Raw genomic sequence first — 16726 nt, 5'->3', positions numbered from 1 at the left:
GGATGATGGAATACGGATTCACCACTGCCGCTTATGTGGTCGCCGCGATCCTGTTCATCCTGTCTTTGGGTGGGCTTTCGGGTCAGGAAAGCGCCAAGCGCGCGATCTGGTACGGTATCGCCGGCATGGCGCTGGCCGTGCTGGCCACGCTGTTCGGTCCCGGCGCGGGCAACTGGTTTCTGTCGGTCGTGATGATCACGATTGGTGGCGCCGTCGGTTTTGTGGTCGCCAAGCGCGTCCAGATGACCGAAATGCCGCAACTGGTTGCCGCGATGCACAGCCTTGTCGGGCTGGCCGCCGTTTTCGTGGGCTTCAACGCCCAGATCGAAATGGCGCGCATGTTGCGGATCAAGGCCGAGAACGCGGCGCATGAGTTCCAGGGCTTTGCCGCCGTTCTGGCGCACAAGACGCCCGCCGAACTGGCAATGCTGAAGATCGAGGTTTTCCTGGGCATCTTCATCGGCGCCATCACCTTCACCGGCTCGGTCGTGGCCTTCGGCAAGCTTGCCGGCAAGGTCGATGGCAAGCCCAAGAAGCTGCCCGGCGGGCATATGCTGAATGCCGGCGCGTTGGGGTTGTCGATCCTGTTCGGCATTCTCTACTGCACCGGGGTCGGATCCGGCGTGTTCTGGCTGATCCTGATCGCGCTTCTGGCTTTCTTCATCGGCTATCACCTGATCATGGGTATCGGCGGCGCCGATATGCCGGTCGTCGTCTCGATGCTGAACAGCTATTCTGGTTGGGCGGCCGCGGCCATCGGCTTCACGCTCGGCAATGACCTGCTGATCGTGACCGGCGCGCTGGTCGGCTCTTCGGGTGCGATCCTCAGCTATATCATGTGCAAGGCGATGAATCGGCATTTCGTCAGCGTGATCCTTGGCGGCTTCGGCGGCGAACAGGGTCCGGCGGCGGAAATCGAGGGCGAGCAGATCGCCATCGATGCCGACGGCGTGGCCGCCGCGCTGAACGAGGCCGACAGCGTGATCATCGTGCCGGGCTATGGCATGGCGGTGGCGCAGGCGCAGGCCGCGGTCAGCGAGCTGACCCGCAAGCTGCGGGCCGCAGGCAAGGAGGTTCGCTTCGCGATCCACCCGGTCGCAGGCCGCTTGCCGGGGCATATGAACGTGCTGCTGGCCGAGGCGCGGGTGCCTTACGATATCGTGCTGGAGATGGAGGAGATCAACGAGGATTTCCCGTCCACGGATGTGGTGATCGTCATCGGTTCGAACGACATCGTGAACCCGGCCGCGCAAGAGGACCCCAACAGCCCCATCGCCGGCATGCCGGTGCTGGAGGTCTGGAAGGCCAAGCAGGTCTTCGTGTCCAAGCGCGGACAGGGCACCGGCTATTCCGGCATCGAGAACCCGCTGTTCTTCAAGGAGAACACCAGGATGTTCTATGGAGATGCCAATGAATCCGTGAACAAGCTCATGCCGATGATCGATTGATGGACACGTTTCATCCACAGAACCTACGCACTGTTTGACATGGTTTTCGAACCGACACGGATCATGATCACACAAGAAGAAAACTTTCCATGGCAAACCGGCTGTTCCAATGAGAGAGGATTCCAAATTGTCCACAGAAATCTTCAAACTGAGTGCTGCACTACTTGCTATGACGGGAACCGCCGCACTGGCAGATGACAGGAGCAAAGCCGTATCCGACGAGGTGATCGGAGCCCAGCGTGCCGCTTTGGCCTCCGCAACCGATGGTGCTGGCTTCGGTCCACAGGCACCGCGAGATATTGATAGTGCCACAGGGAACAACCGCCGCGTTTTCGGGGCCTCGTCCTCATTTGCAAGAATGAATCTCTGCAATATCCATTTTCATGAAAGTGCTGAGCACAAGGGCGGAGAGTTTACCACTTACGCCGGCAACGGCGATGGTCATGGGTATGGTACAGGCTTCAAGTATGACGGTGACCTTTCCGAGGCTGAACTGGCGCCGATCGACATGAGCGTGGGCGGTAGCAAGTATGGTGGACTCGAGCCTGGAGACACGATCGAAATCCATTTCGTGTACTCCTCAGCAGAGGTCAGCCCCGGCCCAGCCCTTGACGCCTGCATGAGTGCTGCGGTCAAAAAACCGGACCTGCGGGTGGAGGCCGTGATTGCTGTTCTGGTCAGCAATGGTGGTGCGAATTTCACCGAGATGACGGATGTCGAAATTGCTGATGGCCTGTACCAGGCGGTAAACTTGCCCTCCGATCTGGGAAAACCCGTTGTCTATGCCGGCTCCACCACTGGTCCAGACTACAATGAAGAAGGTTCACCTTACCAGGTAACCTGGAGTGTTCGTCCGCAGGTCGCGAAACTGGACATTGCGTCGGTGGATACGTGGCTGAAGAACAACCTGTTCGAGGAGAAACACGCGCATGCGGTGCGTAACCTGATCATAGATCCGGATCTTCTGGCGCCGATCATGCGTTAATAATCATGGGAGAACGATCAGGAAGGACGTTTGCAACATGATGCGCTGGTGCCGACATCGTTTGTCCTTCGACTTCGCCACATCTCCCGATACCCGGCAACAGAGGCTTTCGAACGCGATGCAAAAGAACAAGGTTCTCCAGGCCGACGAGGCCGTGTCCCTCATCCGCGACAACGATGTGATCGCGACCACCGGCTTCGTACAGAGCTGTATTCCCGAAGCTTTGCATGCGGCGCTTGAGAAGAGGTTCGTGGAGACCGGCGCCCCGCGCGATCTCACGCTGATCATGTGTGCCGGGGCCGGCGACAGCAAGGGGCTGGGAACCGGACGGTTGCATCATGAGGGCCTGCTCAAGCGCGTCATTGCCGCGAATTTCGGCCGCATGCCGAAAGTCGCGCAGGCGGCTGTGGAGAACAGGATCCAAGGCTACAATCTTCCGCAGGGTGTGATCTCCAAGCTTTACCGTTCCTGCGCCTCCGGTTCGCCCGGGCTGTTCACGAAAGTCGGTCTGCATACCTATGTCGATCCCCGTCTTGGCGGCGGCAAGGTTAACGAGATCACCACCGAAGACATCGTCCGCATGGTCGAGGTCGACGGGGAGGAATGGCTGTTCTACAAGGCCACGCCGATCGATGTTGCGCTGATCCGCGCCACCAGTGCCGATCCCTCTGGCAATCTGGGCATGGAAAAGGAATGCCTGACGCTGGATGTGCTGGCGCAGGCGATGGCCGCGCATAACAATGGCGGCGTGGTGATCGCCCAGGTCGAACGCATCGTCGAGCAGGGCTCCATCCGGCCGAAGGAAGTGCGAGTGCCAGGCATCCTCGTGGACTGCGTTGTGGTTGCCGATTCCGCCGAGATGCATCGCATGAACTACGGCGTTGAATACAATCCTGCCCTGTCGGGCGAGATCCGCGTACCGGTTGCAAGCATGGTGAAGATGCCGCTGGACGCGCGCAAGGTCGTCGCCCGCCGCGCTGCCTTCGAGCTTCCCCTGAACGGTGTGATCAATCTTGGCGTTGGTGCGCCGGACGGGGTCGCGGCGGTGGCAAGCGAGGAAAAGGCCACGCCTTTCATCACCATGACCACCGAAGCCGGCGCCATTGGCGGCGTGCTGGCGGGAAGTTCCAGTTTCGGGGCCTCGACCAATGCGGATTCGATCATCGACCAGAACCAGATGTTCGATTTCTACCATGGCGGCGGGCTGGACCTGACTTGCCTCGGGATGGCGGAATGCGACCGGCAGGGCAACGTGAACACCAGCCGCTTCGGCGGGCGTCTCAACGGGTGCGGCGGGTTCATCGACATTTCGCAGAACTCCCGCGCCGTGGTCTTTGCCGGGACCTTCACCGCCGGCGGCCTCAAGGCGGAGGTCGGCGGCGGTGAGCTCCGTATCCTGCAGGAAGGCAGGTCGCGCAAGTTCGTGCAGGCAGTCGAACAGATCACCTTCTCGGGCAGCTACGCGGCCCGACGTTCGCAGCCGGTGATTTATGTGACCGAACGCTGCGTGTTCCAGTTGACGCAGGGCGGTCTCGAACTCATCGAAGTCGCGCCTGGCATCGATATCGACCGCGACATCCTTGCCCAAATGGATTTCACCCCGGTCATCAACAAGCCGGTGCCGATGGATATTCGTATCTTCACCGACGCGCCGATGGAGTTGATGTCCGACTTGCTGAACCTCAAGCTGTCCGAGCGCGTCAGCTATGACCCCGAGCGCAACATATTGTTCCTCAATCTGGAAGGTTGGAGCGTGCGCAAGGAGAGCGACATTGACGATTTGCAGAAGGTTCTGGTCAACGCCTGTGAGAAGGCAGGCCGGCGGGTGAATTCGGTGGTCAACCATGATGGCTGTCGTATCGCCGAGGATCTGTACGACCGTTACGCGGACATGATCGAATACCTGATGGAATATCATTACGCGACGACCACGCGCTACAGTACAAGCGCCTTCATGAGAATGAAAATGCAGGAGGCGCTATCGCGCCGTGGCCTGCAACCGCATATCTTCGAGCGCGCCGAGGAAGCACATGCGAAATTGGCGGAGAAGTGAGCTTGAGTATTGGAAGGGACGTTCGAATTCTTAGGTGTATTAGTCCTCAGGCTGGGGTTGTCTGTCCTGCATGACAATTGAGCCAATCAGGCCCGATCGGCAGATCGCCCCCAACTTTGTCCCGTTGACGGCAAATGTTGCCACTGCCCCCTAATGCGGCCTTTGTCCACGGTGGAGGCATGACCTTGTATTGACGCTAGCGGGCAGACTGAAGACGCTCCTTTCGGGCCCGGTGCCGCTGATCATCGGGCACTGAACATTTGCAACGAATCTGTCTGCGATGACATACTGGCCGTCACGACGTAAGGGAAGGCCGGATGCGGGACACCGATCATGTGCGCGAAATCGACCGGGTGCTGCGCGGGCAAACGACCGGGCGCGACGGCGTCGTGTCCGAAAGCTGGCGGCGCTGCGTCGAGACCTATGGCATGGATCCCTCGCGCCCATCGCCCGCCCATATCGTCACCGAGGCCGAGCTGCGCGCCCATCGCGAGCAATCCGAGCGGCTGATCGCCATCGCCCGTTCGGGGCTGGATTCGCTGTTCCGGCAAGTGGCCGGGCAGAACTACGTGCTGCTGCTGGCCGATGCCAAAGGCGTCACGGTCGATTTCTTTGGCGACCGGCGCTTCGAGGACGATCTGCGGACGGCGGGGCTTTACATGGGCTCGGACTGGTCCGAGAACCGGGCGGGAACCTGCGGGGTCGGTTCATGCATCGTCACCGGCGAGGCGATCACCATCCACCAGACCGACCATTTCGACCTGCATCACACGCCGCTGTCCTGCACGGCCGCCCCTATATTCGACACCTCGGGCAATCTTTCGGCGGTACTGGACCTGTCACTGCTGCGCTCGCCCCAGCCCAAGGCCAGCCAGAATCTCGCGATGAACCTGGTCTGCTCCTCGGCCCGCCGCGTCGAAATGGCGAACCTGATGGCGATGACCCGTCGCGACTGGGTGCTACGTTTCTCGGCCAGCCCCGAATTTCTAGAGGTCGATCCCGAGGCCGCCATCGCATTGGATGACTCGGGCCGGGTCATCGGGCTGACCCATGCGGCGCAGCAGGTGCTGGGTTCGCAAAGCGGCAGCCTGCTGGGGCGGCGTCTGGATCAGGTAATGGAATTGTCGGTCGATGACCTGCCCGAACTGATGCGCGGGCGGCCAACCGAGGAACGGGTCATCCGGCTGCATGACGGCCGGGCGCTTTTTGGCCATGCGATCGCGCCGCAAACCGCGCGAGTGCCGCGCCAGACCGGAATCGCGCTGCCGGGCGGCCTGTCCAGTATTGCGGGCCCGGATCCGGCAATGCAGGCGTTACTGACACGGGCAGCAAAGCTGGCGCGAACGCAAATTCCGCTGCTGCTGAGCGGAGAGACCGGGACAGGCAAGCACCGGCTGGCCCGAGCCATTCATATGTGCGAAACCGACGCGCGGCCCTTTATCCAGCTGGATTGCGCCAGGGCCGATCCAGCCGCCATCGACGCCATGCTACCCAGCGCGGGAACCCCTGGCACGCTGTTCATGCAAGGTGTGGACGATCTCTCCCCTGCAGGGCAGGCAGCGATCTTGCGGCTGCTGACCGACGCCAAACTGCGGGTGATCGCCTCGGTCCGCGATGATCTGTCTGCGATGACTCGCTCAGGCGCGTTCCGGGGCGACCTGTTCTTTCGTATTGCCGGGGCCACGCTGTCAGTGCCTCCGCTGCGATTGCGGCAGGATTTCGACTGGCTGCTCGACCGGCTTCTGCGGCAACGCAACCCGGACGGCTTGCGGCTGACCCCTGCGGCGCGATCTGAACTCAAGGCCCGCAGCTGGCCGGGCAATCTGCGCGAATTGGGCAATACGCTCGATGTTGCCGTCAGCCTGGCCGAGGGCGCGGATATCGATATCACCGACCTGCCCGACCCCGTGCTGGTCGAAACTCGCGCGGATGATGCCGAATGCCTCGAATCACTATTGGATGCCTGCGGCTGGAACATGGCGCAGACCGCGCGGCGATTGGGGGTAAATCGCTCGACCATCCTGCGCCGGGTGCAGCGCCTGGGGCTGACTCCCCCGCAATAGGGTTGCGATGATGTTGCGCGCGGTTGCGGACGCAACGCGGCACGCGCAAAGTTCGCCCTCGCCCGGCCGGATACGGCAATTTTTCTGGCCGCGGACTCCGATCTGTCACAGCCTGTCTCCCGGAGGAATTTCAGTCTTGGGAGGAAAACATGCTTGATTCCGCATTGTCAGACCACGTGCAGAACGTGCTGGACGAATTCGGCGCGGCACTGGAGGCCGGCGATATAGACCGCGCCGCGCAAATGTTCGTGACGGATTGCTACTGGCGCGATCTGGTCGCTTTTACCTGGAACCTGCGCACCATGGAGGGGCAGGGCCAGGTTGCCGACATGCTGCGTGCGCAGCTTAGAACGACAAAGCCGACCGGTTGGAAACTGGCCGAAAACGAAGTTCCCGCAGAAGAGGATGGGGTAGTTACTGCTTGGATCACCTTCGAGACCGCCGCGGCGCGGGGGTATGGCCTTGTCCGCCTGCGCGACGGCAGGATCTGGACCCTGCTGACCGCTATGCAGGAACTCAAGGGCCATGAGGAGGCCAAGGGCTTTGCCCGGCCCTTGGGCGCGAAACACGGCGCAGGCAAGAACCGGCAAAGCTGGAAGGAGGAGCGCGAGGTCGAGGCCGCCGAGTTGGGCTATAGCCGCCAGCCATATACGGTCATCATCGGCGGCGGACAGGGCGGCATCGCCCTTGGCGCGAGGTTGCGGCAGCTTGGCGTGCCGACCATCGTACTGGACAAGCACGACCGCCCCGGCGACCAGTGGCGCAAACGTTACAAGTCGCTGTGCCTGCATGACCCGGTCTGGTACGACCACCTGCCTTATATCAAATTTCCCGACAACTGGCCGGTCTTTACGCCCAAGGACAAGGTGGGCGACTGGCTGGAGATGTATGCCAAGGTCATGGAGCTGAACTACTGGACGCGCAGCACCTGCCAGCGCGCCAGCTATGACGAGGCGACAAAGGAATGGACCGTCGCGGTGGATCGCGACGGCGAAGAGGTGGTGTTGAAGCCGAAACAGCTGGTGCTGGCCACCGGCATGTCGGGCAAGCCGAATGTGCCGAAATTCCCCGGCGCCGACAGTTTCAAGGGTGAGCAACAACACTCATCGCAGCATCCCGGCCCTGACGCCTACAAGGGCAAGAAGGTTGTGATCATCGGCTCGAACAACTCGGCCCACGACATCGCCGCCGCGTTGTGGGAGCATGACGTCGACGTGACGATGATTCAAAGGTCCAGCACGCATATCGTCCGCTCGGACACGCTGATGGATATCGGGCTTGGCGGTCTGTATTCCGAGCAGGCGGTGCAGAACGGCGTGACTACGGAAAAGGCCGACCTGATCTTTGCCTCGCTGCCCTACAAGATCATGCATGAATGGCAGATTCCGCTCTACGACCAGATGCGCGAACGGGACAAGGCGTTCTATGACGGGCTGGAAAAAGCCGGGTTCAAGCTGGACTGGGGCGATGACGGCTCGGGCCTGTTCATGAAATATCTGCGCCGCGGTTCCGGCTATTACATTGATGTAGGTGCAAGCCAGTTGATTATCGACGGCAAGGTCAAGCTGGCCAAGGGTCAAGTGACCGAGATCGTTCCCGATGGCATCAAGCTGGACACGGGCGAGGTACTGCCCGCAGATCTGATCGTTTATGCCACCGGCTATGGCTCGATGAATGGCTGGGCCGCCGACCTGATGGGGCAGGAGATCGCGGACAAGGTCGGCAAGGTTTGGGGTCTCGGTTCTGACACCACCAAGGATCCCGGTCCGTGGGAAGGCGAGCAGCGCAACATGTGGAAACCCACCCAGCAGGAGGCGCTGTGGTTCCACGGCGGCAACCTGCACCAGTCGCGGCATTACTCGCTGTATCTGGCATTGCAGCTCAAGGCGCGGATGGAGGGGATCGAGACCCCCGTCTACAAGCTGCAGGAAGTGCATCATCTGTCCTGATGCCACCTGATCGTCCGGGGCAGCCGTCCCGGACGAACCGGATTTTTTTAGACAAGGAGAAACGCCATGAAGGCTGCCCGTTGGTATGCCGCGAAGGATCTTCGCGTGGAAGAGATCGATGAACCAGATCCCGGACCGGGAGAGGTGAAGATCAAGGTCGCATGGACCGGGATCTGCGGTAGCGATCTGCATGAGTATCTGGCTGGGCCGATTTTCGTTCCGGTGGATCAGCCTCACCCTCTCAGCCGTGGCAAGGCCCCGATCACCATGGGGCACGAATATTGCGGCACCGTCAGCGAATTGGGCGATGGGGTCGATGGATTGACCGTGGGCGACCGTGTTGCCATCGAGCCGATCTTTGCCTGCGGCGAGTGTCAGGCCTGCCGAGAGGGAAAATACAATCTTTGCGATAGCCTCGGCTTTGTCGGGCTGTCGGGTGGCCATGGCGGCTTTGCTGCATATTCGGTTGTGCCCGCGCATATGGTTCACAAGATGCCGGATGAACTGCCGATGGAGCAGGGGGCAATGGTCGAGCCGGCGGCGGTGGCATTGCATGCCGTTCGGCTGAGCCGGATCAAGGCGGGTGACAAGGCGGCGGTGTTCGGTGCCGGACCTATCGGCCTTTTGGTGGTCGAGGCCCTCCGCGTCGCCGGAGCCGCCGAAATTCACGTGGTTGAACCGTCCGAACAACGCCGGACCATGGCGATGGAACTGGGCGCGACCAGTGCTGTCAGTCCGGGCGATACCGACGCTGTCGCCGCAATCCGGGAAGCGACCGGCAGCGGCGTCGATGTCGCTTTCGAGGTAACCGGCGTACCGGCGGTGCTGTCCCAGTGCATCGACGCAACCACGCATGAGGGGCAAGTCCTGATCGTATCGATCTGGGAAAGCGATGCTGCCTTCCAGCCCAATACCGTCGTTCTGAAAGAACGGCAGTTGAAAGGGACCATTGCCTATCGCAACGTCTATCCAGCCGTGATGGCACTGATGGTTCAGGGCTATTTCAGCGCCGAACGACTGGTGACCAAGCGGATCAAGCTGGACGACATCGTGGAACAGGGTTTCGAGGTGCTGGTTGCCGAAAAATCGCAGGTCAAGATTTTGGTAGAGGCGTCTGGCTGATGCACGTGTTTCTGAAAGTGGCAGCCGGCGGATGCCGCCTCACGCATTGCACTGCTGCAGCTTTCCGTCGATACGATTCGTCCGGCGGGCAGGTCCGAACGAACTGTCGATCCGCATGATTTCATGGCTTCAGGTCTCGACAATCCATTCCTGCAGCAGGCCTATGTGACGAATCGCAACCGCATCGCAATCATTCAGAATGCCCGCAGTTTTTTGGCTGACCGAGTGGTGCCTGCCATGCGAGAACATCTGGAAATCATCGCGGCATTGGAGAGCGGGGACAGCGATGCGGTGGTCGATCGGATCGAGCATCATCTGAAACTGACGCTGCGCTGGTGGGGAGTGTGAATCGGCGCGGGGTCTCGACGCCAATACCCTCCAGGTTTCATGAAGGGCGCCCGGCCGCCGCGAGAGCGACCGGAGCGCGGTTTGTCAATGATGGATGTCAATCCGCCCTACCTGCGCCTGGGCGGATTCGGATTCACAGCCCATCCGGCCTGTCGCAGCAAGGCCGTGATCCGGCGGTAGCCATAGCGCCCATACTGGCTGGCGAGTGCGATGATATCCGCGGTCAACGCGTCTTCATCGGCCCGCTTACGCGGCACTTTCCGCTGTGTCGAGCGGTGCTGCCCGAGAACCCGGCAGGCAAACCGTTCCGAGACCCGAAACTTCTGCCTGACATGATCGACGCAGGCACGGCGACGGGCGGGGCTCAGAAGTTTCCCGATGCATTCGGCATGTCATTCGAACCAGTGGCATTCCATACCTCATCCCGCAGGATCAGCTTCTCAAGCGTCAGGTCGGAAACTGCCTTCCGCAACCGCTCGTTCTCTTTCTCGAGGTCCTTGAGACGCTTCACTTGGTCGGTCTTCAGGCCACCGAACTCCTTGCGCCAACGGTAATAGGTGAATTGCGTCACTCCGATCGAGCGAACTGCTTCAGCTACAGAGCGGCCTTGCGAAACCAACACATCGACTTGCCGGAGCTTGGCGACGATTTCCTCAGGTTTGTGCTTCTTCTGGGGCATTCCTTCATCCTCCATCTGGCTCAAAAGCCTACTTCAGGGAGGACCAATTTTCAGGGGGCAGACCAGAGGAATTCATCATTTACGCCGCATGGGCCGCGTAATCGGAGCCGATTTAGGCCGAGGATGCGCTTGAGGTGGGCGAAGAGCATCTCGACTTTCTTTCGAAGCTTCATCGAGACGTCGTATTGCTTGGTCTTGGCGATGTCGCGCGCGACTTGGCGGGCGTTCTCGTGTTCTTCGCGGGTGATCGATCTGGCATCGGCGTTCGGGCAGCATTTCTGTTTCGACGGACAAACCTGACAGGTCAGTTTCAGGGCGCGATATTTGGCGCGTCCCTTGCCGGTTGGTCCCCGGTTCGGATCGGAATAGTAGCGGCGAACCTGCTTCAGCTCGTGGCCCTCGGGGCAGATGTATCGATCGTTCTTCGCGTCCCATTCGAAGTCGGCCCGTGTCCATGTTCCGTCGGCGCGCCCAGACTTGTCGAAGACGGGTATGTGGGGAGCAATCTTGCGGTCGACCAGCCAGCCCAGTATCGGTCCGGTACCATAGGCGGTGTCGGCAATCAGCCTTTCGGGATACGGATCGAACCTGTCCTTTACCCGGCCCAGCATCGTGCGTGTGGCCCCATTCTCTTCATCCCAGGTGAAGTCGGAACGTGAAAACGTGCCGTCAGTACGCTCACCCTTGTCGATCACCGGGATGAAGGGCAGGTTCTGCCGCTTCAGGACGATCTCGACCAGGCTTTCTTCGGAGCCAAAGGCCGTATCGGCCACCAGCCAATCCGGGCGGATATCGAAGCGCTCTGTCGTGCGGTCCAGCATCGTAAGCGTGGAGCCGACCTCGGCCTGCCGAACCGAACGGCTCGCTTCAACATCCATGATGATCCCGTGATCCGTGTCGATCAGGTAGTTGTCCGAACAAGCGAAGAAGGCCGGCCCTTTGCGCGCTGTCGTCCACTGACTGGCGGGATCGGCATGGGCCGCGAACTTGGGTTTGACGGGCGTGGCTGCACCGAAGGCTTCCTCATCGAGCGTGTCGAGATACTCGCGCACCGCCCTCGGGGCCTCCGCCGGATCGATGGTTGAGGCGTCCCATTCGCTCTGGCGGCTGGAGCTCTGCTTGTGGACATCGGCGCTGATCAGGCTGGCATCGACGGCAAAGCCCTGACCGCCGACCAGGCCATGGGCAATGCACTGGGCAACCACGCGCTCGAAGACGTGACGGAAGATATCGCTGTCGCGGAACTTGCCATGTCGAAGCTTCGAGAAACTCGAGTGATCCGGCACCGTGTCCTCGAGTCCGAGCCGGCAGAACCAGCGATAAGCGAGGTTGAGGTGAACTTCCTGGCAGACACGCCGCTCGGACCGCAGCCCCATGACATAGCCGATCACCAGCATCCGGATCATGAGTTCAGGATCGATAGAGGGTCGACCGGTGTGGCTGTAGAAACCGCGCATCTCCTCGTGCAGACCGGTCAGATCCAGGAAGCGGTCAATACCCCGAAGGAGATGGTCGGGGGGATGTGCGTCTCGAGATCGAACTCGTAGAAAAGCCGGGTATGGACCTTCTGCCTTCCAAGCATCGCAATCCCTCCAGAACCCTGTAACCAATGGGAATCAGAAGCCTCGATCCCGATCAAGCCCAGAGTTTTTCAACAGCATCAGCCCAGATTCACCGATGCTGCGTTCTGCATGAATGTCAGGTATGGTGAGGCAGTTGCGTAAGTGGCGAAAACAAACCATCTGATAGGTCAGTCCAAATGCCTACAATAACAGCTTTCAAGTCTTCACCTGATAGGGGAATGGGGCTGGCGCGGGATATGCCGGTGCGCTGGGCTTTCGAAGAAGTCGGTCAGCCATACGACGTCCGACTTGTTTCCTTCACCGAAATGAAGGAACCGCCGCACCTCAGGGTTAACCCCTTTGGACAAATCCCGACCTATGAAGATGGCGAACTTGCAACCTTCGAGTCAGGGGCCATCGTATTCCATATTGCGGAAAGTCATTCTGGCCTTCTGCCGACAGACAAAATCGCCCGCGCGAATGCTATCAGTTGGATGTTCGCCGCGCTGAACACTGTCGAACCCCCCATTGTAGAGCGTGATTACGTAAAATACTTTGAAGAGGGTAAAAGCTGGCAAGGTGAACGTTTCACCATGGTCGATGAACGCATACGGAACCGACTGGACCAACTTGCCGCTTGGTTCGGAGGGGCCAACTGGCTCGTTGGGACATTCAGTGCAGCCGATATTCTTATGATCCATGCTCTACGAAGGCTGGAAGGGTCTGGAATATTGGAAGACTACCCGACTTTCAGGGACTACATCGCACGGGGGACTGAACGCCCCGCGTATAAGCGCGCATTCGAGGCTCAATATGCAGTCTTTAGCAGGAGCTCTTCTTCCGACTGAAACCGCAGACATTCGAATGGTTTCAACCAACATTTGCTCCGTTTGCGCTTTCGCCGTTCGTGTTCCGGAAATGCTGCACGATGTACTAACGGCCGGTTCCACGGGCTGTACCGCAACGTAGCGAGGTCACGACGAGCGGCCGGCTTGGGCCGAACGCTTCTGGTAAGTCGTGCCAAAGAGTTTTTTTAATCCCGATCTTCAGGATGGCTTCCAAACTTGGAAACCTGACTACAAGTCTTCGGCGGCCGCGCGCCAAAATTCGACGGCCTTTTTGAACTCTGCCGCGTAGAAGGCTGGGTCCTCCGATCCCGACGGATCACCGTCGAAGCGCCCAACGCGCCGCGCGCAGTCGAAAAAGCCCGGCGCGGGCAATCCATGCCGTGCCTTGCTGATCACGAGCGCTGCGATCAACGGGCGGGCGGCGGCGGTGTCCGCCTCAATCAGGTATTCCAACGCGACTGTGAGTTGATGGATCGTATTCGGCGGTGAGAGATCCAAGGCCTTGGCAAGTGCTTGATAGGTGATGGGAACCGCCTGATCGGCGGCAATTCGGCAGAGATAACTCCGGATCCGCGATGCCAACAAGTTGGCCGTACACGCACCATCGCTCGCAGTCGAAACAACAAGCCGCAATTAGTCCCTCCCAATTTATACCAACCTGCGACGTCCTTTCTAAACAGTCAACTGTTGGCCGTCAGCACCCATGGCACAGATTTGAGGTTGTGATTTAAGGAGGATTTGGGTCTCGTCGGAGTGACGAAGGAACGCAGATGAGACCCAAATCCTCAAAATCGAAATCACCCTCCAAAGCCCCCGCCGAACAGGTGGTGAAAGATATCCGCCGCAAGACGCGGCGCCACTTCTCGGCGGAGGACAAGATCCGGATCGTGCTGGAAGGCTTACGTGGCGATGACAGCATTGCGGAGCTATGCCGCCGCGAAGGGATCGCCCAAAGCCTGTATTACACATGGTCCAAGGAGTTCATGGAGTGAGGCGTGAGCCGCCACCGGTTCGAGGCCACGCCGAACGGCAAGCGTCGGCTGGCTGGTGACACGGTCCGGGCAGCAACCACCGACGAGGTGAAGGGCTTGCGCCGTGAGGCACATGACCTGAAGGAATGCGTCGCCGATCTGACGCTGGAAAACCGGCTGCTTAAAAAAAGCATGATCGCGGATGGGGAGGTCGACGAATGAGGTATCCCGCAGCTGAGAAGCTCGAGATTATCCGGATCGTCGAGCAATCCCACCTGCCGACAAAGCGCACGCTGGAGCAGTTGGGCATCGCACGCCGAACCTTTTACCGCTGGTATGATCTATATCTGGCAGGCGGCCCTGAAGCGCTGGAGGACCGTCCATCCGCGCCAGGCCGGGTCTGGAACCGAATCCCCACTGCGATCCATGACCAGATCATCGAGATGGCGCTGGAGCAGTCCGAGCTGTCCCCCCGAGAGTTGGCAGTGCGGTTCACCGACGAAAAGCGCTACTTTGTATCGGAAGCCACGGTCTATCGCCTGCTCAAGGCACATGACCTCATCACCAGCCCAGCCTTCGTGGTGATCAAGGCGGCTGATGAGTTCAAACGCAAGACCAGCCGCCCCAACGAGATGTGGCAAACCGATTTCACCTATTTCAAGATCATCGGTTGGGGCTGGGTGTATCTGTCGACCGTGCTCGACGATTACTCGCGCTACATCATCGCCTGGAAACTCTGCACCACCATGCGTGCCGAGGATGTGACCGATACGCTGGAACTGGCGCTCTGTGCTTCAGGCTGTGATCAGGCCCATGTGCGCCACAAGCCTCGGCTACTCAGCGATAATGGTCCGAGCTATATCGCCGGCGAACTGGCTGAATGGATCGAGGCGCAAGGCATGAGCCATGTGCGTGGCGCTCCATTGCATCCCCAGACCCAAGGCAAGATCGAGCGCTGGCACCAGACACTCAAAAATCGCATCTTGCTGGAAAACTACTTCCTGCCGGGCGATCTCGAAGCCCAAATCGAGGCCTTCGTCGAACACTACAATCACCGGCGATACCATGAGAGCCTGAACAACGTAACACCCGCCGACGCCTACTTTGACAAGGCCGACACCATCATCAAACAACGCGAAAGGATCAAGCGAAAGACCATCCAACACCGGCGCTTGCAACACCGCAAGCTCGCCGCGTAACATTAACCCAATGACGAGGCCTATACTCCGCTAATTTACGCAACCATCTGCGCATAATGTTCTGACGACGGACAAGTCAACTTCCGAAAACGGACATGCGAAGCGCGCTCTGCTAGGTATCCCAGTTACGCAGTTGCGCGAACGGCAGTTTCAGCGATGCGCAGAAAGTGAACTTTGCAAGATTGTGATCTCCGGAAGCACTGCATCGATTTGCCCGGCCCATTGCGGCCGTCCGGCGTGGGTTTTGGTTAGGGCAGTGAGGCCCGTCGAAGCTGCCATTCGCTGCGATCGCAAAATCCGAATGCAATCGATCAAGCGTAATGCAGGTCCCTTCGGTTAATTTCTGCAGCAGCGGCTTGGCCTGCCGCAGGTGATGTCGCGGTGGATAGAGCCCTAAGTGCCTCTACCGGGACACGGGAGGAGTTGTCGGTGAATGGCGAGGCAAGGAATGGCCCAGTGTGACTAACTGCGATCCGAAGCCTGTGACGGAATGGCCGTGAACCCTGCCTGGACTGCGTCCTGTCATTCCAGTTAGTCGCGTAAAGACCCCAAATCGCTATGCGAAACAGCAGGCTCCGTGGTTCCAGTGCGGAAGAGCAAAACCATCGCCGTTACTACCAACACGCTGCCCGGCAACCAATACCAGCCAATGACCTCCGGTTGTGTGGCAAACAACACCAGCATCGACACAAACGGGGCAAGATAGCTGTAAGCCGTCACCGCGCCCGGCGTCAGCACGCCGGTTCCGCGCTGCATCAGCCAGAAGGTGACACCGCTGGAAAACACCCCGAGATAGGCAACCAGCAATATGTCCTTGGGCTGCATCTTCGCCATGGCAGCCACTGGCTCCATGGCAAGTCCGGCCAATGCGATCAGGGCGCCTCCCATGGCGAGGCTCCAGAACGTGCGAATGGCTGCATCGGGTGAGAGGGTGCCGCGAGCCAGCCCCCATTTGGACAGGACCGGGTAAAGGGCTGATGCGATGCAGCCCAGCAAGAACGCAGCCTCGCCCCAGCCAAACTGCAATGTCGCCAGATCGCCGCCACTTTGAGCGAGCGCAAGGGCAAGTGCTCCGACTGCGCCCAGGGCAAGGATGGCCGGCAGACAAGTTGCGCGCGGCTCTATGCCGAAAGCCCTGCCAGCACCGTAAGCCAGCAGGGGCATCGATACGAACAGCGCCGACATCGACAAGGCGCTCACCCGGTGAGCAGCCCAAAACATCACGCCAAAGAAGCCAGCCAGACAAAGCCCCATCGACGCGTAAAGCAGCAGGGCGCGGATACCGGGAATCCTCGGCCCCCTCCGCCACACCAATGGCAGCATTGCCAGCGCCGCAATCGCGAAACGCATTGCTGTCAGTAATAGTGACGGCAACCCCTCGCTCAGCAGGCCAACCACGGGAAAGGAGGCGCCGACGATGACCGCCCATAGCACCATTCCCAGATGCGCGCCCGTCACATCACCATTTTTCATTTATCTTCTCCCATACGGATCAGAGG

General features: G+C 59.9%; 10 protein-coding genes and 3 pseudogenes. 9 read left to right on the top strand and 4 right to left on the bottom strand.

The genetic code is table 11. The features are described from left to right. The first annotated feature begins 5 nt into the window (after nucleotides 1-5). The 7 genes from JHX88_RS17910 to JHX88_RS17880 all read left to right on the top strand — a co-directional run bounded on the left by JHX88_RS17910 (nucleotide 6) and on the right by JHX88_RS17880 (nucleotide 9968). A complete protein-coding gene (locus JHX88_RS17910; RefSeq protein WP_076529197.1) occupies nucleotides 6-1448 on the top strand; it encodes an NAD(P)(+) transhydrogenase (Re/Si-specific) subunit beta in 1443 nt (480 codons plus the stop codon). A gap of 127 nt (nucleotides 1449-1575) precedes the next feature. Next, nucleotides 1576-2433, top strand: coding sequence for a delta-class carbonic anhydrase (locus JHX88_RS17905; RefSeq protein WP_272848094.1), 858 nt, complete (start codon nucleotides 1576-1578; stop codon nucleotides 2431-2433). Between the two features lie 118 nt (nucleotides 2434-2551). Continuing rightward, entirely contained in the window at nucleotides 2552-4486 is a 1935-nt protein-coding gene (locus JHX88_RS17900; protein WP_076529151.1) for an acyl CoA:acetate/3-ketoacid CoA transferase, read from the top strand. 317 nt (nucleotides 4487-4803) lie between these two features. Then, on the top strand, nucleotides 4804-6549 hold the full coding sequence (locus tag JHX88_RS17895) for a sigma-54-dependent Fis family transcriptional regulator (RefSeq protein ID WP_076529147.1): 1746 nt from the start codon (nucleotides 4804-4806) through the stop codon (nucleotides 6547-6549). Between the two features lie 149 nt (nucleotides 6550-6698). After that, a complete protein-coding gene (locus JHX88_RS17890; RefSeq protein ID WP_076529145.1) occupies nucleotides 6699-8498 on the top strand; it encodes an NAD(P)/FAD-dependent oxidoreductase in 1800 nt (599 codons plus the stop codon). A 66-nt stretch (nucleotides 8499-8564) separates the two neighbouring features. Beyond that, the gene (locus tag JHX88_RS17885) at nucleotides 8565-9620 is read left to right on the top strand and encodes a 2,3-butanediol dehydrogenase (protein ID WP_076529143.1); all 1056 of its coding nucleotides are present in this window, start codon (nucleotides 8565-8567) and stop codon (nucleotides 9618-9620) included. Nucleotides 9621-9665: 45 nt separating this feature from the next. Further along, a complete protein-coding gene (locus JHX88_RS17880; RefSeq protein WP_084203349.1) occupies nucleotides 9666-9968 on the top strand; it encodes an FCD domain-containing protein in 303 nt (100 codons plus the stop codon). A gap of 131 nt (nucleotides 9969-10099) precedes the next feature. Here the strand turns inward: JHX88_RS17880 and JHX88_RS17875 are convergent. Both JHX88_RS17875 and JHX88_RS22370 read right to left on the bottom strand, forming a co-directional pair. Further along, nucleotides 10100-10647, bottom strand: a pseudogene (locus JHX88_RS17875) (transposase); the annotation flags it as partial. A gap of 50 nt (nucleotides 10648-10697) precedes the next feature. Next, a pseudogene (locus tag JHX88_RS22370) lies at nucleotides 10698-12229 on the bottom strand (transposase). Nucleotides 12230-12448: 219 nt separating this feature from the next. Here JHX88_RS22370 and JHX88_RS17860 point away from each other — a divergent pair. After that, the gene (locus JHX88_RS17860; protein ID WP_272848093.1) at nucleotides 12449-13057 is read left to right on the top strand and encodes a glutathione S-transferase family protein; all 609 of its coding nucleotides are present in this window, start codon (nucleotides 12449-12451) and stop codon (nucleotides 13055-13057) included. A 228-nt stretch (nucleotides 13058-13285) separates the two neighbouring features. On the opposite strand, the gene JHX88_RS17855 is transcribed toward JHX88_RS17860, so the two are convergent. Continuing rightward, on the bottom strand, nucleotides 13286-13690 hold the full coding sequence (locus JHX88_RS17855; protein ID WP_272848092.1) for a hypothetical protein: 405 nt from the start codon (nucleotides 13688-13690) through the stop codon (nucleotides 13286-13288). Between the two features lie 137 nt (nucleotides 13691-13827). Between JHX88_RS17855 and JHX88_RS17850 the strand changes: the two are divergent. Then, nucleotides 13828-15227, top strand: a pseudogene (locus JHX88_RS17850) (IS3 family transposase). A 531-nt stretch (nucleotides 15228-15758) separates the two neighbouring features. Here the strand turns inward: JHX88_RS17850 and JHX88_RS17845 are convergent. Further along, the gene (locus JHX88_RS17845; protein WP_076528968.1) at nucleotides 15759-16700 is read right to left on the bottom strand and encodes a DMT family transporter; all 942 of its coding nucleotides are present in this window, start codon (nucleotides 16698-16700) and stop codon (nucleotides 15759-15761) included. Between the last annotated feature and the right edge of the window lie 26 nt (nucleotides 16701-16726).

The sequence above is a fragment of the Paracoccus saliphilus genome (assembly GCF_028553805.1).
In the GTDB taxonomy this organism is placed as follows: Bacteria; Pseudomonadota; Alphaproteobacteria; order Rhodobacterales; family Rhodobacteraceae; genus Paracoccus; species Paracoccus saliphilus.
Note: the sequence above shows the minus strand (reverse complement) of the source record. Positions and strands in the feature narration are given on the sequence as shown.